General features: G+C 39.6%; 24 protein-coding genes. 18 read left to right on the top strand and 6 right to left on the bottom strand.

Annotated elements, in window-relative coordinates; genetic code table 11:
• Nucleotides 1–127: 127 nt before the first annotated feature.
• The 16 genes from rplF to rpmE all read left to right on the top strand — a co-directional run bounded on the left by rplF (nucleotide 128) and on the right by rpmE (nucleotide 9,571).
• Nucleotides 128–667: a 50S ribosomal protein L6 gene (gene rplF / locus A5482_RS09895; RefSeq protein WP_069790224.1), complete on the top strand. Its 540-nt coding sequence runs from the start codon at nucleotides 128–130 to the stop codon at nucleotides 665–667.
• A gap of 2 nt (nucleotides 668–669) precedes the next feature.
• Nucleotides 670–1,032 carry a 50S ribosomal protein L18 gene (rplR, locus tag A5482_RS09890; RefSeq protein ID WP_069790223.1) on the top strand — a complete coding sequence of 121 codons (363 nt, stop codon included), beginning with the start codon at nucleotides 670–672 and terminating at the stop codon, nucleotides 1,030–1,032.
• A gap of 12 nt (nucleotides 1,033–1,044) precedes the next feature.
• On the top strand, nucleotides 1,045–1,590 hold the full coding sequence (gene rpsE / locus A5482_RS09885; protein WP_069790222.1) for a 30S ribosomal protein S5: 546 nt from the start codon (nucleotides 1,045–1,047) through the stop codon (nucleotides 1,588–1,590).
• Between the two features lie 24 nt (nucleotides 1,591–1,614).
• Nucleotides 1,615–2,079 carry a 50S ribosomal protein L15 gene (gene rplO, locus A5482_RS09880; RefSeq protein ID WP_069790221.1) on the top strand — a complete coding sequence of 155 codons (465 nt, stop codon included), beginning with the start codon at nucleotides 1,615–1,617 and terminating at the stop codon, nucleotides 2,077–2,079.
• Nucleotides 2,080–2,248: 169 nt separating this feature from the next.
• On the top strand, nucleotides 2,249–3,562 hold the full coding sequence (gene secY, locus A5482_RS09875; RefSeq protein WP_069790220.1) for a preprotein translocase subunit SecY: 1,314 nt from the start codon (nucleotides 2,249–2,251) through the stop codon (nucleotides 3,560–3,562).
• 141 nt (nucleotides 3,563–3,703) lie between these two features.
• On the top strand, nucleotides 3,704–4,258 hold the full coding sequence (locus A5482_RS09870) for an adenylate kinase (RefSeq protein ID WP_069790219.1): 555 nt from the start codon (nucleotides 3,704–3,706) through the stop codon (nucleotides 4,256–4,258).
• A gap of 75 nt (nucleotides 4,259–4,333) precedes the next feature.
• Nucleotides 4,334–4,564, top strand: a complete 231-nt coding sequence (infA, locus tag A5482_RS09865; protein ID WP_069790218.1) for a translation initiation factor IF-1 — start codon at nucleotides 4,334–4,336, stop codon at nucleotides 4,562–4,564.
• 203 nt (nucleotides 4,565–4,767) lie between these two features.
• Complete coding sequence (gene rpmJ, locus A5482_RS09860; protein ID WP_015223440.1) at nucleotides 4,768–4,881, top strand: 50S ribosomal protein L36; 114 nt, start codon at nucleotides 4,768–4,770, stop codon at nucleotides 4,879–4,881.
• An 83-nt stretch (nucleotides 4,882–4,964) separates the two neighbouring features.
• Entirely contained in the window at nucleotides 4,965–5,345 is a 381-nt protein-coding gene (gene rpsM, locus A5482_RS09855) for a 30S ribosomal protein S13 (RefSeq protein ID WP_069790217.1), read from the top strand.
• Between the two features lie 179 nt (nucleotides 5,346–5,524).
• Nucleotides 5,525–5,917 (top strand): 30S ribosomal protein S11, encoded by a 393-nt coding sequence (rpsK, locus tag A5482_RS09850; protein ID WP_015223438.1) that lies wholly within the window; start codon nucleotides 5,525–5,527, stop codon nucleotides 5,915–5,917.
• A gap of 145 nt (nucleotides 5,918–6,062) precedes the next feature.
• Complete coding sequence (locus A5482_RS09845; protein ID WP_069790216.1) at nucleotides 6,063–7,049, top strand: DNA-directed RNA polymerase subunit alpha; 987 nt, start codon at nucleotides 6,063–6,065, stop codon at nucleotides 7,047–7,049.
• 76 nt (nucleotides 7,050–7,125) lie between these two features.
• Nucleotides 7,126–7,476, top strand: a complete 351-nt coding sequence (rplQ, locus tag A5482_RS09840) for a 50S ribosomal protein L17 (protein WP_069790215.1) — start codon at nucleotides 7,126–7,128, stop codon at nucleotides 7,474–7,476.
• Nucleotides 7,477–7,499: 23 nt separating this feature from the next.
• Nucleotides 7,500–8,318, top strand: a complete 819-nt coding sequence (gene truA / locus A5482_RS09835) for a tRNA pseudouridine(38-40) synthase TruA (protein WP_069790214.1) — start codon at nucleotides 7,500–7,502, stop codon at nucleotides 8,316–8,318.
• Nucleotides 8,319–8,336: 18 nt separating this feature from the next.
• On the top strand, nucleotides 8,337–8,792 hold the full coding sequence (rplM, locus tag A5482_RS09830; RefSeq protein ID WP_069790213.1) for a 50S ribosomal protein L13: 456 nt from the start codon (nucleotides 8,337–8,339) through the stop codon (nucleotides 8,790–8,792).
• Between the two features lie 2 nt (nucleotides 8,793–8,794).
• On the top strand, nucleotides 8,795–9,193 hold the full coding sequence (gene rpsI / locus A5482_RS09825) for a 30S ribosomal protein S9 (RefSeq protein ID WP_069790212.1): 399 nt from the start codon (nucleotides 8,795–8,797) through the stop codon (nucleotides 9,191–9,193).
• Between the two features lie 129 nt (nucleotides 9,194–9,322).
• Entirely contained in the window at nucleotides 9,323–9,571 is a 249-nt protein-coding gene (rpmE, locus tag A5482_RS09820) for a 50S ribosomal protein L31 (RefSeq protein WP_069790211.1), read from the top strand.
• Between the two features lie 84 nt (nucleotides 9,572–9,655).
• Here rpmE and A5482_RS09815 read toward each other — a convergent pair whose 3' ends face one another.
• Nucleotides 9,656–9,856: a ParE family toxin-like protein gene (locus A5482_RS09815; RefSeq protein WP_069790210.1), complete on the bottom strand. Its 201-nt coding sequence runs from the start codon at nucleotides 9,854–9,856 to the stop codon at nucleotides 9,656–9,658.
• 52 nt (nucleotides 9,857–9,908) lie between these two features.
• On the opposite strand from A5482_RS09815, the gene A5482_RS09810 reads away from it, so the two are divergent.
• Nucleotides 9,909–11,216, top strand: a complete 1,308-nt coding sequence (locus A5482_RS09810) for an NF041680 family putative transposase (protein WP_446684748.1) — start codon at nucleotides 9,909–9,911, stop codon at nucleotides 11,214–11,216.
• Nucleotides 11,217–11,439: 223 nt separating this feature from the next.
• Here the strand turns inward: A5482_RS09810 and A5482_RS09805 are convergent, their stop codons facing one another.
• Genes A5482_RS09805 through A5482_RS09790 form a run of 4 tightly spaced genes read right to left on the bottom strand, consistent with a single transcriptional unit; the run spans nucleotide 11,440 to nucleotide 13,354 of the window.
• Nucleotides 11,440–11,667 (bottom strand): hypothetical protein, encoded by a 228-nt coding sequence (locus tag A5482_RS09805; protein ID WP_069789223.1) that lies wholly within the window; start codon nucleotides 11,665–11,667, stop codon nucleotides 11,440–11,442.
• A gap of 33 nt (nucleotides 11,668–11,700) precedes the next feature.
• Nucleotides 11,701–12,192, bottom strand: a complete 492-nt coding sequence (locus A5482_RS09800) for a chemotaxis protein CheW (protein WP_069789224.1) — start codon at nucleotides 12,190–12,192, stop codon at nucleotides 11,701–11,703.
• 15 nt (nucleotides 12,193–12,207) lie between these two features.
• Complete coding sequence (locus tag A5482_RS09795) at nucleotides 12,208–12,756, bottom strand: hypothetical protein (protein WP_069789225.1); 549 nt, start codon at nucleotides 12,754–12,756, stop codon at nucleotides 12,208–12,210.
• Nucleotides 12,757–12,787: 31 nt separating this feature from the next.
• Nucleotides 12,788–13,354, bottom strand: a complete 567-nt coding sequence (locus A5482_RS09790) for a DUF2062 domain-containing protein (protein WP_069789226.1) — start codon at nucleotides 13,352–13,354, stop codon at nucleotides 12,788–12,790.
• A 185-nt stretch (nucleotides 13,355–13,539) separates the two neighbouring features.
• Between A5482_RS09790 and dndC the strand changes: the two genes are divergently transcribed.
• The gene (gene dndC / locus A5482_RS09785) at nucleotides 13,540–15,093 is read left to right on the top strand and encodes a DNA phosphorothioation system sulfurtransferase DndC (protein WP_069789227.1); all 1,554 of its coding nucleotides are present in this window, start codon (nucleotides 13,540–13,542) and stop codon (nucleotides 15,091–15,093) included.
• Nucleotides 15,094–15,097: 4 nt separating this feature from the next.
• Here the strand turns inward: dndC and A5482_RS09780 are convergent, their stop codons facing one another.
• Nucleotides 15,098–17,353, bottom strand: a complete 2,256-nt coding sequence (locus A5482_RS09780; RefSeq protein WP_069789228.1) for a GumC family protein — start codon at nucleotides 17,351–17,353, stop codon at nucleotides 15,098–15,100.
• Nucleotides 17,354–17,360: the final 7 nt, after the last annotated feature.

Genomic DNA, 17,360 nt, shown 5'->3' with positions numbered 1-17,360 from the left:
GACAATGAACAATTGACAATTACCAACAAAATGTTTTTGACCTTGATGGTTTTGTAAACAAAAAATTGAGAATTATTGATTGTTTATTGGCTACATAAACTAATAATTTAGAACTTAAAATCAAATTATGTCTCGTATTGGAAAACGTCCTATAGCGATACCTCCCAAAGTCAACGTCGAGATTAGCGGTCAACACGTCAACGTTTCCGGCCCCAAAGGCAACCTCGCCAGAGAATTACCTTCTCTTGTGTCCGTAGCCCACGAAGGCGAAAACCTCCAAGTTAACCGCGATAACGACAGTCGTAAAGCTAGAGAAAGACACGGTTTATGCCGTACTCTCGTAGCAAATATGATTGACGGAGTCAGTCAAGGATTCGAGAAAAAACTCGAAATCCGAGGGGTAGGTTATCGTGCCCAAGCCCAAGGCTCAAAATTAACCCTTAACGTCGGTTACAGTAAACCCGTAGAAATGCAAATGCCCGATGGCATCTCCGTTGCCGTTAACAGCAACACTGAGGTAGTCATCAGCGGTATTGATAAAGAATTAGTAGGCAACATGGCGGCGAAAATCCGTGCGGTTCGTCCTCCTGAAGTTTATAAAGGAAAAGGTATTCGCTACGCTGGTGAATATGTAAGACGTAAAGTAGGTAAAGCAGGTAAGAAATAATTATGACTATTAACCGTAAAAATCTAGTCCAACGTCGCCATCTTCGGATTCGCAAAAAAGTCACAGGTACTGCTGAGCGCCCTCGTTTAGCCGTATTCCGTTCCAATCAACATATCTATGCTCAATTAATTGACGATGTATCCCAACACACTTTGGCTAGTGCATCTACCTTAGATAAAGAACTACAAGAAAAACTTGATTCTACTTCTAACCGTGATGCGTCCGCTGAAGTTGGTAAATTAGTCGCTCAAAGAGCATTATCCAAAGGCATTGAAAAAGTAGTTTTTGACCGTGGTGGTAATCTATACCATGGACGTGTCAAAGCCTTAGCTGATGCCGCCCGTGAAACAGGTCTTAACTTTTAAGAGGAAATCATCATGGCAAAAGAGCGCGAACAAAAAGATCAACGCAAAGGCAAACAAAGAAAACGTAGAGAAAAAGACAACACTTGGCAAGAGCGGGTTGTACAAATCCGTCGTGTTAGCAAAGTGGTTAAAGGTGGTAAAAAACTTAGTTTCCGTGCCATCGTTGTCGTTGGTAACGAAAAAGGTCAAGTAGGTGTAGGTGTAGGTAAAGCCGGAGACGTAATCAATGCGGTTCGTAAAGCTGTAACCGACGGTAAAAAGCACCTTGTCACCGTTAAAATCAACAAAGCTAGTTCTATTACCCACGTTAGTAACGGTATCGCTGGAGGAGCAAAAGTATTTATGCGTCCCGCAGCACCTGGTACTGGGGTAATTGCAGGGGGTGCCGTGCGTACCGTCTTAGAATTAGCAGGAATTAAAAATATTTTAGCTAAACAACAAGGATCTAACAATCCTCTTAATAATGCTCGTGCAGCTGTTAATGCCCTTGAGCAAATCCGCAGCTTCTCTGAAGTAGCAAGAGAAAGAGAGATTCCCTTAGAACAAATTTATTCATAAGCCCATTGCTAATTAGTAATAACTATGAGACTTCATAACATTGGACCCAAACCTTCATCTAAAAAGCGTCGTCGCCGTATCGGTAGAGGTATCTCTGCTGGACAGGGTGCTAGTGGCGGTTTTGGGATGAGAGGTCAAAAATCTCGTTCTGGTACTGGTACTAAACCAGGTTTTGAAGGGGGACAAATGCCCCTTTACAGAAGAGTACCTAAGTTAAAACACTTTACTGTACTAAATCGTAAAGAATACACCATTATCAATGTGGAGAAATTAGCTGGTATTGCTGCTAATTCTGATGTAACCATCGAATCCTTAATGGATGCTGGTATCATCACCACCAATGATGGTCCTTTAAAAGTTTTAGGAAATGGCGATTTAGGAGTTGCTTTGAATGTAAAAGCGGCTGCATGGTCTAAATCGGCTCAGGAAAAAATTGAAGCCGCTGGTGGTTCAATTTCTGCTCCTGACCATGGTAATACTGATCAATAAATGTCAAGATACTAAGGGGAGAGGTCAAATTATTGATAGGAAGTAATTGACAATTGACGGTTAATTACTTTTACTTAAAGTTAGGGGTTTAACGTCTTTATCTTTATTTATCAGTTTTTTGACCCTTAATTTTAATTTATTCACCATTATTGTATTGATATTTTAGATCATGGTTGTCAGCAGAGAAAAAACTCCAACTGCTCAAGAAACCTTTATGCAAATGGCACAGGCTGCAGGGCTTCGTGGTCGTTTGCTTATTACTATAGGTTTATTAATTTTAATTCGATTAGGAATTTACATTCCTGTACCAGGTATTGATCGTGATGCTTTTGAGGCGGCGGTTCAAAATTTACCTTTTCTAGGGTTCTTAGATCTTTTCACAGGAGGCGGTTTAGCTACTGTGGGAATTTTTGCGTTAGGAATTTTGCCTTATATTAATGCTTCTATTATTATCCAACTTTTAACTTCTGCTATTCCTGCCCTAGAGGATTTACAGAAAAATGAAGGGGAAGCAGGTCGTCGTAAAATTGCTCAAATTACCCGTTATGTAGCTTTTGGTTGGGCGGTAATTCAATCTACTGGTATTACTATCGGTTTATTGCGTCCCTATGCTCTTAATGATAGCCCTATTTTCATCATTGAAACGGTTATCGCCATTTCGGCGGGATCTATGTTCGTGATGTGGGTATCGGAATTGATTACTGAGAGAGGCTTAGGAAATGGTGCTTCTTTGTTGATTTTTGTCAACATTGTGGCGGTTTTACCCCGTACCCTTGGTAATACCATCGATTATGCTCAGTCTGGGGGCAGAGAGGCGATCGCACAGGTCGTTTTACTTGTCCTTGTATTCTTAGTAATGATTGTGGGTATCGTGTTTGTCCAAGAAGGTACTCGCCGTATTCCTATTATTTCTGCCCGTCGTCAAGTAGGGCGCCGTTTATATCGTGAACGCACCAGTTACTTACCCCTAAGACTTAACCAAGGTGGGGTAATGCCAATCATTTTCGCTTCGGCGGTATTAGTATTACCATCTTCTGTGGCAGGTTTTGCCGATGGTACTCCTTTTAATACCTTATTAAATAATGTTGCTTTGGCACTGCGCCCTGGTTCTATTTGGTATGTAGTAGTTTACTCCTTACTCATTGTTTTCTTTAGTTATTTCTATGCTTCTCTGATTTCTAATCCAGAAGACATTGCCCAAAACTTGAAGAAAATGGGATCTAGTATTCCAGGGATTCGTCCTGGTAAAGCAACCGTAGCCTATATTGAAGGGGTTTTGAATCGCTTAACCCTATTGGGAGCGGTTTTCTTAACTATCGTAGCAACGGTTCCTACTTTTGTTGAAAGTGCTACTGGGGTAACAACTTTCCAAGGTTTTGGTGCTACTTCCCTCTTAATTCTTGTGGGTGTAGCCATCGATACTGCGAAACAAGTTCAAACCTATGTTATCTCTCAACGTTATGAAGGTATGGTGAAAGATTAGGTTTTTATCCCTCCTGTGGGGGGGAATTTCCACATCACTTTTTACCATGTCTTGGTGTGAGTTAACACCATCTGATATTTGGTTCTGATAAGTAAATATTTCATTATCAATTATCAATTATCAATTATCAACCACGAAAACATGACCAGATTAATTTTTTTAGGCGCCCCTGGCGCTGGGAAAGGTACTCAAGCCGAAATCTTGGCAGCTCATTTGAGTATCCCCCACATCTCCACTGGAGAAATTTTAAGAAGTGCGATCGCCCAGCAAACCCCTTTAGGGATTAAAGCAAAATCTTTTGTAGATAACGGCGACTTGGTACCCGATGAGTTAATCCTTGATTTGATCAAAGATAGACTAGGTCAGGAAGACGCTCAAAAGGGTTGGATTTTAGACGGTTTTCCCCGTAATGTTGCCCAAGCGGAGTTTCTTTCTACTCTGTTAACAGAATTGGATCAAAACTGTACCGCAGCTATTAACCTCGAAGTACCTGATTCTACCTTGATGAAAAGGCTTTTAGGTCGTGGCAGAAAAGACGACAACGAGGAAACCATCGCCAATCGTTTGGAAGTTTATCGTCAAAAAACTGCTCCTCTCATTGATTTTTATCAAAACACGGGGTTATTACAAACAGTTAATGGCGATCGCACCCTAGAAGAAATCAGTACCGAATTGCAAACAATAGTAAAATCCTAACCGTAACCGTAATTTCTTAAAACAAAGACATTTGGTATGATCAACAAGGATTAAAAATATAAAGAGGACTATTGTATGTCAAAAAAAGATCTGATTGAAATGGAAGGCACAGTGACTGAATCCCTACCTAACGCCATGTTCCGCGTGGACTTAGATAACGGATTCAACGTCCTTGCCCACATCGCAGGAAAAATTAGACGTAATTACATCAAAATTTTACCAGGCGATCGTGTCAAAGTAGAACTTACCCCCTACGACCTAAGTAAAGGAAGAATTACTTATCGTCTCAAAGGCAAAAAGAACTAATTACCATTTTACAGTGTCATTTCAACCCATCAAGAGGAAAATTGCCAAAATTGTCATTTCTTTTTCTATAAAAATGTCAAGAATTGATAACAAAAACATTCACCTCCAAACCGTTGAAAAGTACTGAAAATAAGCAAATTAGGATATTTGACACAAAAATAAAATATTGTTATAATTAAAGGCTTGCAGTGTAAACTAATACTATGAAAGTTAGAGCATCAGTCAAAAAAATCTGTGACAAATGCCGTGTAATCCGTCGTAAAGGTCGGGTTATGGTAATTTGTGAAAACCCAAAACATAAACAACGTCAAGGATAAACTTTAACCATAAGTTTAACCTAAGAAACGCAAAAGTTGACCAAATTGGGAAAAAATAAAGAAACAAAAGGAAACTATTAGACATGGCACGGATATCCGGTATTGACTTACCTCGTGATAAACGAGTAGAAATAGGACTAACCTATCTATACGGCATTGGTTTAGTAACTTCTCAGAAAATCTTAGCCGCCACAGGAGTAAATCCTGACACCAGAGTTAAAGATTTAAGTGACGAAGACATTGCTAAACTAAGAGCCAACATCGAAGAGAACTACCAAATCGAAGGGGATTTGCGTCGTTTAGAAGCGATGAATATCAAGCGTTTAGGAGACATTGGCACCTATCGTGGTCGCCGTCATCGTCAAGGCTTACCCGTAAGAGGGCAAAGAACCAAAACCAACGGTAGAACTCGCAGAGGACGCAAAGTTGCCATTGCTGGGAAGAAAAAAGCACCTAAGAAATAAAAACTTAGTTAGGTGGAAGCAAAAACAACTAGGCGGAAAAACGTTGCATCCAAATATTGTTATTCTTCCCTTAGCAACACTTCCTAGCTCACAAAAATTAACTGCCTAAAAGTAGAAATTAGATTAATTAACAACCAAAACTAAATTAAACAAATTCAGTAAAAGAGGTAAAAAAAACCATGGCAAAACCCACAAAACGGGGAGGTCCAAAAAAACAGAAGAAAAATATCCCCAGTGGTACAGCTTATATTAAATCCACATTTAATAATACCATTGTCACCATCACCGACACCACTGGTAACGTAATCTCTTGGGCCACCGCTGGTTCTAGCGGTTTCAAGGGTGCTAAAAAAGGTACTCCCTTCGCTGCTCAAACCGCAGCCGATAGTGCAGCTCGTACCGCTATGGATAACGGAATGAAACAAGTTGAAGTAATGGTAAGTGGTCCTGGGGCAGGAAGAGAAACCGCCATCAGAGCATTACAAGGAGCAGGATTAGAAATTACTTTAATTCGTGACATCACCCCCATTCCTCACAATGGTTGTCGTCCTCCAAAAAGAAGAAGAGTATAGTTTTGCTCATCTGTGCTTCTTGTGGGAAATAAATTAATGTTAGTTACTTTTTCATCCATAAACCAAGCACATTACATCTTGACAAAACTTTTGCTGATCAAGAATCAAATAAAACCTGACTTCATACATCGAGGAAATAATCACTGTGGCTGTGTTTAAAATAGACTGTTTAGAAAATAAAACTCAAAAAAATCAAGGGCAATACGGTAAGTTTGTACTAGAACCTTTAGAAAGAGGTCAGGGCATCACCGTGGGAAACTCCTTGAGAAGGGTTCTTTTATCTAACTTAGAGGGTGCAGCAGTGACTGCCGTAAGAATTGCGGGGGTTAACCACGAGTTTGCTGTGATTGACGGGGTGAGGGAAGATGTGTTGGAAATTATGCTAAACATGAAAGAGCTCGTGTTTAAAAGCTACAGTGACACACCCCAAATCGGTCGTTTGGTGGCAACAGGACCTGACACGGTGACTGCCGCTCAGTTTAGTTTACCATCAGAGATTGAGATAATTGAACCTAACCATTACATTTGTACCTTGGGTAAGGGTGCAAAATTGGAAATGGAATTTAAAGTGGAAAAAGGTAGAGGTTATCGTGCCATTGAAAAAGGTAATGATGAAAACTCTTCTTTGGACTTTCTGCAAATAGATTCAGTGTTCATGCCTGTTTCTAAAGTTAATTTCACGGTGGAAGAAGTACGCCATGAAGGAAAATTAGCAGATCGCTTGACTTTAGAAATTTGGACTAATGGCAGTATGAAACCAGAGGAGGCTCTTTCTGAGGCGGCCTCTATTTTAGTAGGTTTATTTACTCCTTTAGAAGATGTGGATAATATCAGAGGAAAAACTGAGGTTCAACCCGTTGAGGAAGATCCTACCAGTCAAATTCCTATTGAGGAGTTAAATCTATCTGTAAGGGCTTACAACTGTCTCAAACGGGCTCAGATCAATACCGTGGCGGATTTATTGGAGTATTCCCAAGATGATTTACTAGAAATCAAAAACTTTGGTCAGAAGTCTGCGGAGGAAGTCATTGAGGCTCTACAACAGCGTCTTGGTATTACCTTGGCGGAAGGAAAGGCTAAAGATGTGGCAGGGGATTTGATTGATAGTCAAGAGCCTGTTGCCACTCCCTAGTGTTATTACTGTTGTCGTTGGACAATAATTTAAGGATCGAAGGATCTCTATCTATAATTTATCAAGGAGGAAATTTATGAGACATCGTCGTAAGGTAGCCCAGTTAGGCTTACCTGCTGATCAAAGAAAGGCTCTTTTAAGGGCTTTGACTACTCAGTTATTAAAAGAAGGGGAGATTGTTACCACCAAAGCTCGTGCTAAGGCTGTACGTTCTACGGCAGACAAGATGATCACTTTGGCTAAAAATGGCTCTGTGGCATCCCGTAGAAGAGCTTTAGGTTATATCTATGACAAAGATTTAGTTAACGATATTTTTGCTAAAGCGGCGGAACGTTATGGCAACCGTAATGGTGGTTATACCCGTCTAGTTCGTACTAAAAACCGTCGTGGGGATAATGCTGAAATGGCTATCCTTCAGTTAGTGTAGTTATTTCTTTGGCGACTAATCTGATGACTTCCTCTAACCTTGATGTGAAAAGAATTGCTTTGGTGATTCAGTATGTAGGTACTAATTTTCACGGTTGGCAGAGGCAACCCCATCATCGTAGCGTACAAGAAGATATTGAAACGGCGATCGCCCTTACCCTTGGTCATAATGTGACCATTCATGGGGCAGGTAGAACAGACAGTGGAGTTCACGGAGCAGCTCAGGTAGCCCATTTTGATGTGGCATCTAGCATTCCTCCCGAACGTTGGGCAAAAGTGTTAAACACTCGCCTTGGGGATGATGTTTTTATCAGAGCATCCGCCGAAGTTGCCCCCCATTGGCACGCTTGTTTTTCCGCCTTAGCTCGTCGTTATCGTTATACTATATATACTGGGAAAGTTCCCAATTTATTCTTAAAACCCTTTACTTGGCATTACTATCATCACCCTTTAAATGCGGAAATCATGGCAGAGGCATTACAACCTTTGTTAGGGACTCATGATTTTAGTGCTTTTCGCCGTGCTGGTTCTCCCCGTCCCCATTCTTTTTTAGAAATGCAAGAGGTATCCTGCCACAGAGCCGAAGACTTGATCCATATTGAGGTTCAAGCCAGTGGTTTTTTGTACGGTATGGTCCGCCTGTTAGTGGGATTGTTGGTAGAAGTAGGCGCCGAGGTGCGATCGCCCTTAGAATTTAACGATATATGGGCAAATAAACGTCGAGATCTCGTCAAATACTCAGCACCAGCCAAGGGACTGTGCTTTTTAAGAGTTCATTATCCAGAGTTTCCCATTCCCAAAGCAGTGTGGTATAACAGTCAACCTATTTTTACTTTTAGTTAAAATTGACCATCAAATAAAATGAATAAAACAACAGTACCCAAAATAGAAGACATCGAACAAAAGTGGTTCGTTGTCGATGCCGAAAACCAACGTCTAGGACGTTTAGCCACCGAAATCGCTAACGTTTTAAGAGGCAAAAACAACCCCAACTTTACCCCTCACCTAGACACTGGAGACTTCGTTATCGTAGTTAACGCCGAGAAAATCGTTGTCACAGGTAACAAAAGCTCTCAGAAATTATACCGTCGTCACTCCGGCCGCCCCGGTGGTATGAAAACCGAAACCTTTGAAAAACTACAAAATCGTATTCCTGAAAGAATTATCGAAGTTGCTGTAAAAGGAATGCTCCCTAAAAATAGCTTAGGACGTAGCCTCTTTACCAAACTAAAAGTTTATACTGGTCCTAATCATCCCCATCAGGCACAACAGCCCGAAGTATTAAATATCCAAACCATTCCCGCAGGAGGTAAATAAAAATGTCTGATAAAGTAGTTTACTTAGGAACTGGTCGCCGTAAGGCTTCTGTTGCCCGTGTTCGCTTAATTCCAGGCTCTGGAGCCGTTACCGTTAATGGTCAAGATGCCACCAACTATTTCCAACAAATTCAAGGTTATATTCAGGCAGTTAAAGCTCCCCTCGAAACCCTTGGCTTAGAAAATGAATATGATGTTTTAGTCAATGCCCATGGTGGTGGTTTAACAGGTCAATCTGACGCCGTTAAACTAGGGGTAGCTAGAGCGTTGTGTGAACTTGACCCCGAAAATCGTCAGCCCCTCAAGGCCGAAGGTTATTTAACCAGAGATCCCCGTGCTAAAGAGCGTAAAAAATACGGTTTACGTAAAGCTCGTAAAGCTCCTCAATTCTCTAAACGTTAATATTATTTACGGAGGTTTTAGGTACTGGTGTATTAACAGTTTAGTTAATCGAATTGTACTTAAGCCCCATTTTAATATTTGTATCCATTTTAATTATTCACTTGTCAACCTAATAGTTAGGAGAAAATAATGCCTAAAGCTGGAATTCATCCCGAATGGTACCCCGATGCCAAAGTAATTTGTAACGGTGAAGTGGTTATGCACATCGGTTCCACTAAGCCTGAAATTAACGTTGAGGTTTGGTCTGGAAATCATCCTTTTTATACTGGAACCCAAAAAATTATTGACGCCGAAGGACGTGTAGATCGTTTCTTACGTAAATACGGTATGCTCTCTGGCAACCAAGCTCAAGAGACTAAAACCGAAGAAACTAAATAGTTTTGACTTTTTTTTCGATTAAACCCCCTTCTCTTATATGGAAAAGGGGTATTTTTATGTTTACAGTTCAGTGCGATCGCACTTTTATCTTTTAGCCAACATCTTATCGTATTCAGCATGAGAACCAACCCAAAACCACACAATTTTATCTTCATCGGTTCTGATTACTCCTAATGCTCTCCATCCAATGCCAATTCTAACAGACCAAATATTTTCCTTTGCCTTGACTATTTTAAATCTGTAGTTTAGACTAAATGGAAAGTGGAGCAAAGAAGGACAAGACATAAAAGAAAAATAGAGAGAAAATATAAATAAGCAAAAATAAAATCTTCTCTCTATGAACAAATATAGCAGACTGGAAAATTTCCGTCATGACACCTATGAAATGTTAGTCAAAGGTAAAGATGCCACTTTTCAATTGATGGATAGTGTTATGACCACGGAAAATGCTCGTAGTTTGGCAGATTTTTCTTTATCACCTTTTTTCCATCGGCAATGGTGTAGTACCTATGAAGCCATAAAAGATTGTCGTCCGAACAGCAACAAATTGATGAAACGATATATTCAAGAAATAGACACCTTAGAATATACATTACTAGGTATAGATCATACTCAGTGGAAGTTTGAAGATAGTCCCACCATGAAAGATAGAGGTTATCAATATTCTTCGTCATCCATCAATTCATCGGTCATAGGACAAGGATATAGCACCATCGCTTGGTTACCACCATTGAATGAGAAAGGAAGTTGGGCATTACCTTTAAGACATGAAAGAATCACATCCTTTGAAAATCCTCTGGGTAAAGCAACATGGCAACTAAGGCAAGTGTGTAGAAAATTGCCAGAAAATAAACCGAAATTGGTGGTGTTGGATTGTGAGTATGGCAATGGCAAATTTATTAAGCAAACCGCAGATATTGAAATCAGTAAGTTGATTAGAGTACGTTCTAATCTATGTCTTTATGGTAATCCTCCAGCCTATAGCGGTAGAGGCAGACCGAAAAAACATGGGGCAAAGTTGAAATTAAATCAATGTGACCATTTTCCCCATGCCCATGAAATATTAGAAATGGAAGACTCATCCCTAGGAACAATACGGATGAGTAAATGGAAAGAACTTCATTTCTACAATGCCCCTTCACAAAAGCTAACCCTGTTTAAAATTGAACGATTGAAGCAGAAAAAAACTGGTGCTTTACATCGCCCACTGTGGTTAATCTGGGTGGGAGAGCAATTTTTATCTTCTTCCAATATTTGGATTCAATACAGCCGACGATTTGGTGTGGACCACTGGTATCGTTTCGCCAAGCAAAGATTACATTGGACGTTACCCCATTTTCGCACCCCTGAGAGTTGTCAAAGGTGGAGCAATTTAATTGTCAATATTACTTGGCAGTTATGGTTATCCAAGGATTTAGTCAAAGAATATCATCTGCCATGGCAAAAACCTCAACAGAATTTAACCCCCGGAAGAGTGGCTCTGTCTATGACTTCATTATTGATGGACATTGGAAGTCCTACCCTTTCTCCTAAAAGTCGAGGAAAATCCCATGGCTGGCCTAAAGGTCGAAAAAGAAACAAAGCTAAAGTTTATCCTACGGTTAAAAAGCGTTTATCTAAGACTAAAAAAAGACCAAAAAAATAACTTTTAAGCCATTATTAAATTCATTTATAGCGTTTTTGAGCTAATCTTTGTTAGCTTACTTATTCTCTTACAATTTTTTCTTAGTCTAAACTACAGTTAAATTCTAAACTAGGATGAAAAGGGTTTTGTTTCCAAATCTGGTAATTTCTCTTGGCTGTTTGTTGAATTCTCGGCGGTAATTGCAAAAACTGTTTACGAAAGTTTTGTGTTCTTGAAGATTTCATTAATCCTCACCAAATCCTTTATCTTCCGTTTTTCCTTCCTTGTCTTCGATTATTGCCATTTTAGCCATTTCTACTAGAGCATCTGAGTTCGTATGGGAATTTGACAAACTCTCTTGCCACTTTAATTCATTATCAATATCGAACATCAATTGTTGAGCAATTTCATCTTGAATATTAGAAGACAGTCGTTGAGCTTGTTGAAAGGCTTTTTCTAATAATGTCGTCATAATTGTTATTATTATGAAAATTTAGTTTATACCTTAAGGATTAATAGGAGCAATTAACTCATCGGGATCTAAAATAAAGATCGTCTTTTGTTGTTCTTCTTCGGTCACCATTGTCACATGGGAAGCTATTTTAAAAGTGTCAACCTGACGATAGGATGGGGGTAATGCTCGTATATCCTTTATGGCAATATCATATAAACTAGGGGTATTAGTAACAATGATGCCGAATCTTTCCCCTGTACTATTTTCGGCAAGGAGTAAATATTTCTTGTCCTCTCCTTCAAAGATACTTGGAGTATTAAAAAACTTTTTGTGTAAATCAATTACGGTTATTTCTTCTCCCTCTATGGTTGCCATGCCATAGTGATTCAATCCACTACCATAGACAGTGGCGAAATTAACTACCTTCTGCACTACATCTATGTGAAGGGCTGCATTTAGTTTACCGATGGGAAAACTGAGCAGTTTGATTTTGTTAACAACAACAGTATTAGATTCGGGAGAAGATAAGTTGGCAAGATTCATGGAGTTATTTTTGAGTTAGATGTTTTTGTAAACTACTGCACCATCACTGTGTCTATTGTACCCACAAATTAACTGCTCTGTTTCTAGTTGCAATAATGTTTCTTTGACGATAGCTGGGCTTAATTCGGTGGCAATCACCACATCGGAAACGGTCATTTCTCCCTGCTCTTTAATAGCCTTGAGGATGAGAATTTCTAAATTTTGGGGTTGATTTGCTTTTGGGGGGAAAGCTGGTTGTTGATTTTGTACGGGGCTTGCTATGGGTTGGAAGGGTAGAGTTCCATTTTCGTTACGAGAGGCGATCGCCAGTTTATCCCGAGCATGACGCACCGCAATAATATTTTCGATGGTGCCACCCACCGCAATAACTCCCCAAACTTCTTCAAAATCTGGCTCATCTACCATAGCGAAGAAGATAAAAAAGGTGATAGCCGCTCCCCAATAACGATTAGTGTAAAGATAGCCAATGGGGGAGAAGAAAAAAGTTAGTAGTCCTGTGATAAAAAGATTTTTGTTTGCTTTTTTTTCGAGGTTATATAGTTTTTCGATTTTTTTTTCGCCCATATCACTAACCTCAATTTACTATAGTTTGATTTTAACATTTATCCTTTTTTTTCAAAGAGGTTTTATGTAAAGTTTTATTTTGGTTTTTAATAATAGTTAATACAAAATAATAGGCTATTATAGATAAAGTTAAACCCACACAAACCGAACCTAGCAACAGAGTAATGGTTATTTCTGCTCCTGAGTCAGCTAAGTTTTGCCAAGATTCAGAATTAAATTCATCCAAGTAATTGGTTTGGATTTTAAAGATTTTTTCGAGGATAAATGAGCCGATTTTATAGTTAAATAAAAAGATGGGAACATAGGTAAAAGGATTACTAATCCAAGTTCCCATCATGGCGGTAACTTTATTTGCCCGAAGAATAATAGCTAGTAATAAAGCCCCGATCATTTGTAATCCAAAAAACGGAAAACTACCTGTAAAAACACCGATGGCAAAACCACGGGCGATCGCCTCTGGCTTTTCTTTTAAACTAAGAAGACGCCAAATAAAATATTTATAGTAGCGTTTAATGGGCGATATTTTTTTTCTGTTTTTCAAAGGAATAGATCTTTTTTCAGTATCGTTACTTATAGATTTTGATTTATTTTTTAGCATTGAGCTATAATATAAATGGACATTTAAGCTACGTATATATATAGACAAAATATAGATATAAAAAGTTTATTTATAAGATTATAATAACAAATTATTTCCATCTCAAAGTTGTAGGATCTCTTAGTCTCAAACTTTCTTCCATTTTGTACTATCCATAATATTGTTGATTTTCTGTTTTTATCGAAATGACTACTAACAACCAAATTCCGCTTTTTCCACCCCGCACCATTGATGAATTAGTAGCTGATATTGACCTACTAACCGCAGAAATTCAAGAATTATATTGTCAAGATCAAGTCCCTTGGATTATTGGATACAGTGGAGGTAAAGATAGTTCCTGTATTTTACAACTAATCTGGAGGGCGATCGCCCTTTTACCCCCCGAAAAAAGAAGAAAAACAGTTCATGTCATCACCAACGATACCTTTGTGGAAAATCCCATCGTTTCCCACTGGGTGAGGGGTTGTATCGATAAAATAAATCGATCTGCCCAAGAGAAAAATATGCCCTTCATGGCTCATCTTACCCATCCTGCCACCAAAGACACCTTTTGGGTATGTTTGATGGGGAAAGGCTACCCCGCCCCCCGTCAGGGCTTTCGCTGGTGTACTGAACGGATGAAAATTCAACCAGCTAATCAATTTATCCGTGAAACCATACGAGCCAATGGGGAAGTAATCTTGGTGCTAGGTACTCGTAAAGCCGAGAGTGCCACCAGAAAAAGAACCATGGAAAAACACGAGAAAGGTAGATTTAGAGCCAGATTAAGCATTAACTCCCGTTTACCTAACTCCTACATTTATACCCCCATAGAAGATTGGCGCACCGATGAAGTGTGGATGTATTTACTACAATGGCAAAATCCTTGGGGGGGAGATAATCAAGACTTATTTACCATGTATCGGGGGGCTACCGCTGATAATGAATGTCCTTTGGTGGTGGATACCTCAACCCCCAGTTGTGGGGATTCTCGCTTTGGTTGTTGGGTATGTACCATGGTGAGCAAAGATAAATCCATGGAAGCGATGATTCAAAATGATGAAGAGAAAGAATGGTTACAACCCTTGCTAGAGTTGAGAAACGAGTTAGATATTCGGGATGATCGAGATAAAAGAGATTTTCGGCGTATTTACGGTAAGGTAGAACTTTTTGAGCGTAATGTGGATGGGGAAACCACCGTGCATAATATTCCAGGCCCATATCTGAAGCAGTGGCGAGAATATTGGTTAACAAAGGTACTAGAAGCCCAAATGAGTATTAGGGAAAACGCCCCCCCAGAGTTTCGGGATTTAGATTTAATTTCCATTGCCGAGTTGAGCGAGATTAGAAGAATTTGGCTGGAGGAAAAACATGAATTTGATGATAGTTTACCCCGCATCTATGAAGAGGTGACAGGGGAAGAATTTAATGATCCTCGCATTGGGGCAGGTAATTCCTTATTAGGTTCGGAGGAATGGCAAACCCTAGAGGAGTTGTGTGAGGGAGACACCATGCACCTAGAGTTGATGACTCGTCTATTAGATACTGAGAGACAGTATTTGACAAAGGTTCGTCGGGTGGGTATTTATCAAGCCCTTGAAAAGTGTTTTCATACTAGCTCTCGTTCTCCCGAAGAGGCGATCGCCAATGCGGAATATATCAGAGATATAAAAAAAACAGCCCAACAAGGTGACGTGAAAGCATTACAACAAAAACTAACATGGGGCAAAATGAAGTTTAGTAAGAGTGGCAATGCCTAAATTTTTAATCTTTAGCATCATTCTCAACATTGTCGCCAAAAGATAAATTTTCTTCATCATCATTTCTAATTAAAAAATTAGATTCATCATCATCCTGTGGCTCAATAATTTGATTATCATAGCCCACATTATTAATGACAGCCCCGATTAGTGGTAACTCTTCCTCGATAAAATCATCAATGGTAGTGCCAAGAAGATTTCTAAGGCTCTTACCAGGGTGGGTTACTAAAATAATGCCATCCACAAAAGGCTCTAATAATAAAGCATCATTACAACTAGAGAGGGATGGAGTGTCGATTACTACAAGGTCATATTGCGATCGCGCATATCGTAAAAAAGCCTTAATTTCTGCCGACTCCAAAATGGCAGGAGCTTGTTTTTGAAAACCAGGGCTAGGAACAATGGAAAAGTTAGGAATCTCAGGTACTCTCTGAATCAATAAATTTAAATCCCCACTATTTACCCCTTGAAAATCATAGTAACTAATGGGATTACTACTGAGGGCAGGATCGGCTTGTAACTGAAAATATTTGCGAGAACCGGGGTTTTTATCCCGTAAATCTAGTTCAATTAATAAAGTACGTTTTCCAGCATTAGCAGAGGCGATCGCCAAATTATAACCTGTCACCGTACGCCCTTCATCGGCAATAACACTAGAAACAAGAATTACCTTAGTATTGTCACCCCCCAAACGGCGAATATTACTACGAAGACGCTCATAAAATTTTGAATAAGGAGAATCAGACTCAAATATAATGGGCATTGCCTTACGAAAAGGCTCAGGATTTTCCACCATGGGCAACTCTGCCAACAAAGGAACATCCCGTTCCGCAAAAAAGTCTTGTAATTCCCTCGGAGTATGCAATCTCTCATCAAGGGTAGCAAAGAGGAAAATCACCCCCATAGCAGATGCGAAGCCAATCACCATCCCCACACCCACAATTAGAATAGGACTTGTGGCAGGAGGTACAGGGGGGCTAGGTTCACGAATTAAAAAAGCAGGTTGTATGATAGTAAAGCTACTATCCGCCTCTGCCTCCGCCGACTGGGCATCCGTCAAAGCTGCAAAAATCGTTTCATAGAGAACCCTTTGAGACTGAACCTCTTGAATTAAAGAAGTTTGTTGAGTCTGTCTTTCCGGGAACTGCTCATACTCTTGGCGTAAAGTATTTTGAACCTGTTCTACTGCTGCTAATTGCCCTGCCACGGCATTTCTTTGTCCTTCTAAATTTATTAATCTAGCAGCCAACTGCGCCCTAGTTTGATCCAAGTTACTAGCGTCTCGCACATTACCTGTTATCGGTTGAAAAACCCTATCCGTACCAATAACTTCCCTTCCCCTTTCCTCTATTAACCTCTCATTAAGTGCTTTTTGTTCCCTCAACTCTACCATGGTGGGATGATCTTCCCTTAAATCAGTTTGTAATCGCTGTAACTCCAAGTCATTTTGTAAAATTAAAGCCCTTAAATTAGCAATGATAGGATCTGCACTCAGAGCCGAGGATACATAAGCCTCCTCCGGAGTTAATTGCAATTGTTGTTGTAAAGTTTCTATTTCTGCATCAATGCCAGACAATACCACATCTAATTGTCTTTTTTGTTGTTCAGAACTGGTAATTCCACCAAATAAACTACCATCTTGAACCGATAAGAGTAAAGCACCTTCATTGGAAATATAAGTATAGTAATTTTGTTCGGCTTGTTCTACATCTTCTTGAACTTCCGCAAGTCTTCTTTGTAAATCGGTAATTTTATTTTGTAATCTTACAGTGTTAACACGATAGCTTTCATTAACAATTTCCTCCAAAAATACTTGTAAAACGGTTCTCGATTCTTCAGGGGTTCTACCCCCGTCATACCGGAAAGTAATTAAACGAGCGCTCGTATCACTGTTTTCCCTTGTTTGATTTTCTGGTTCCTCTGGTAAACCCAAAACTAGATCCGCTACGGCTCTTTCTGTTTGTCTTAAATTAAAATCAATACGGTTAGCAATATTTTGTATTACCTGTTGAGAGATAATATCCTGAATGTTTGTTAATCTGCCCTGGTTGCGTAATTCTTCTCCCGCTGATGTAAAAGTGGGTAAAGGACTATTTACCGATAAACGCCCAAAAGCAAGAATCTTATCTTCCTGTCTTTCTGGTTCGGGAACAAGGGTAAAAAGAAAAGATCCCCCCGTAATTACGGCAAAAACCACAATACCTAGCCATTTATGTTCATTGAGGGAAATAAAAAAACGAGTAACAATAGGAGGTGCCATAAAAAAT

It is taken from the genome of Cyanobacterium sp. IPPAS B-1200 (assembly GCF_001747005.2).
In the GTDB taxonomy this organism is placed as follows: domain Bacteria; phylum Cyanobacteriota; class Cyanobacteriia; order Cyanobacteriales; family Cyanobacteriaceae; genus Cyanobacterium.
The sequence above is the reverse complement of the archived record's forward strand: the minus strand, read 5'-3'. Positions and strand labels throughout refer to the sequence as shown.

Excerpts from the sequence above, each read along its gene's own strand:
- rplF (WP_069790224.1), top strand. The coding sequence starts at position 128 with ATGTCTCGTATTGGAAAACGTCCTATAGCGATACCTCCCAAAGTCAAC.
- rplR (WP_069790223.1), top strand. The coding sequence starts at position 670 with ATGACTATTAACCGTAAAAATCTAGTCCAACGTCGCCATCTTCGGATT.
- rpsE (WP_069790222.1), top strand. The coding sequence starts at position 1,045 with ATGGCAAAAGAGCGCGAACAAAAAGATCAACGCAAAGGCAAACAAAGA.
- rplO (WP_069790221.1), top strand. The coding sequence starts at position 1,615 with ATGAGACTTCATAACATTGGACCCAAACCTTCATCTAAAAAGCGTCGT.
- secY (WP_069790220.1), top strand. The coding sequence starts at position 2,249 with ATGGTTGTCAGCAGAGAAAAAACTCCAACTGCTCAAGAAACCTTTATG.
- A5482_RS09870 (WP_069790219.1), top strand. The coding sequence starts at position 3,704 with ATGACCAGATTAATTTTTTTAGGCGCCCCTGGCGCTGGGAAAGGTACT.
- infA (WP_069790218.1), top strand. The coding sequence starts at position 4,334 with ATGTCAAAAAAAGATCTGATTGAAATGGAAGGCACAGTGACTGAATCC.
- rpmJ (WP_015223440.1), top strand. The coding sequence starts at position 4,768 with ATGAAAGTTAGAGCATCAGTCAAAAAAATCTGTGACAAATGCCGTGTA.
- rpsM (WP_069790217.1), top strand. The coding sequence starts at position 4,965 with ATGGCACGGATATCCGGTATTGACTTACCTCGTGATAAACGAGTAGAA.
- rpsK (WP_015223438.1), top strand. The coding sequence starts at position 5,525 with ATGGCAAAACCCACAAAACGGGGAGGTCCAAAAAAACAGAAGAAAAAT.
- rplQ (WP_069790215.1), top strand. The coding sequence starts at position 7,126 with ATGAGACATCGTCGTAAGGTAGCCCAGTTAGGCTTACCTGCTGATCAA.
- truA (WP_069790214.1), top strand. The coding sequence starts at position 7,500 with ATGACTTCCTCTAACCTTGATGTGAAAAGAATTGCTTTGGTGATTCAG.
- rplM (WP_069790213.1), top strand. The coding sequence starts at position 8,337 with ATGAATAAAACAACAGTACCCAAAATAGAAGACATCGAACAAAAGTGG.
- rpsI (WP_069790212.1), top strand. The coding sequence starts at position 8,795 with ATGTCTGATAAAGTAGTTTACTTAGGAACTGGTCGCCGTAAGGCTTCT.
- rpmE (WP_069790211.1), top strand. The coding sequence starts at position 9,323 with ATGCCTAAAGCTGGAATTCATCCCGAATGGTACCCCGATGCCAAAGTA.
- A5482_RS09815 (WP_069790210.1), bottom strand. The coding sequence starts at position 9,856 with ATGTCTTGTCCTTCTTTGCTCCACTTTCCATTTAGTCTAAACTACAGA.
- A5482_RS09810 (WP_446684748.1), top strand. The coding sequence starts at position 9,909 with ATGAACAAATATAGCAGACTGGAAAATTTCCGTCATGACACCTATGAA.
- A5482_RS09805 (WP_069789223.1), bottom strand. The coding sequence starts at position 11,667 with ATGACGACATTATTAGAAAAAGCCTTTCAACAAGCTCAACGACTGTCT.
- A5482_RS09800 (WP_069789224.1), bottom strand. The coding sequence starts at position 12,192 with ATGAATCTTGCCAACTTATCTTCTCCCGAATCTAATACTGTTGTTGTT.
- A5482_RS09795 (WP_069789225.1), bottom strand. The coding sequence starts at position 12,756 with ATGGGCGAAAAAAAAATCGAAAAACTATATAACCTCGAAAAAAAAGCA.
- A5482_RS09790 (WP_069789226.1), bottom strand. The coding sequence starts at position 13,354 with ATGCTAAAAAATAAATCAAAATCTATAAGTAACGATACTGAAAAAAGA.
- dndC (WP_069789227.1), top strand. The coding sequence starts at position 13,540 with ATGACTACTAACAACCAAATTCCGCTTTTTCCACCCCGCACCATTGAT.
- A5482_RS09780 (WP_069789228.1), bottom strand. The coding sequence starts at position 17,353 with ATGGCACCTCCTATTGTTACTCGTTTTTTTATTTCCCTCAATGAACAT.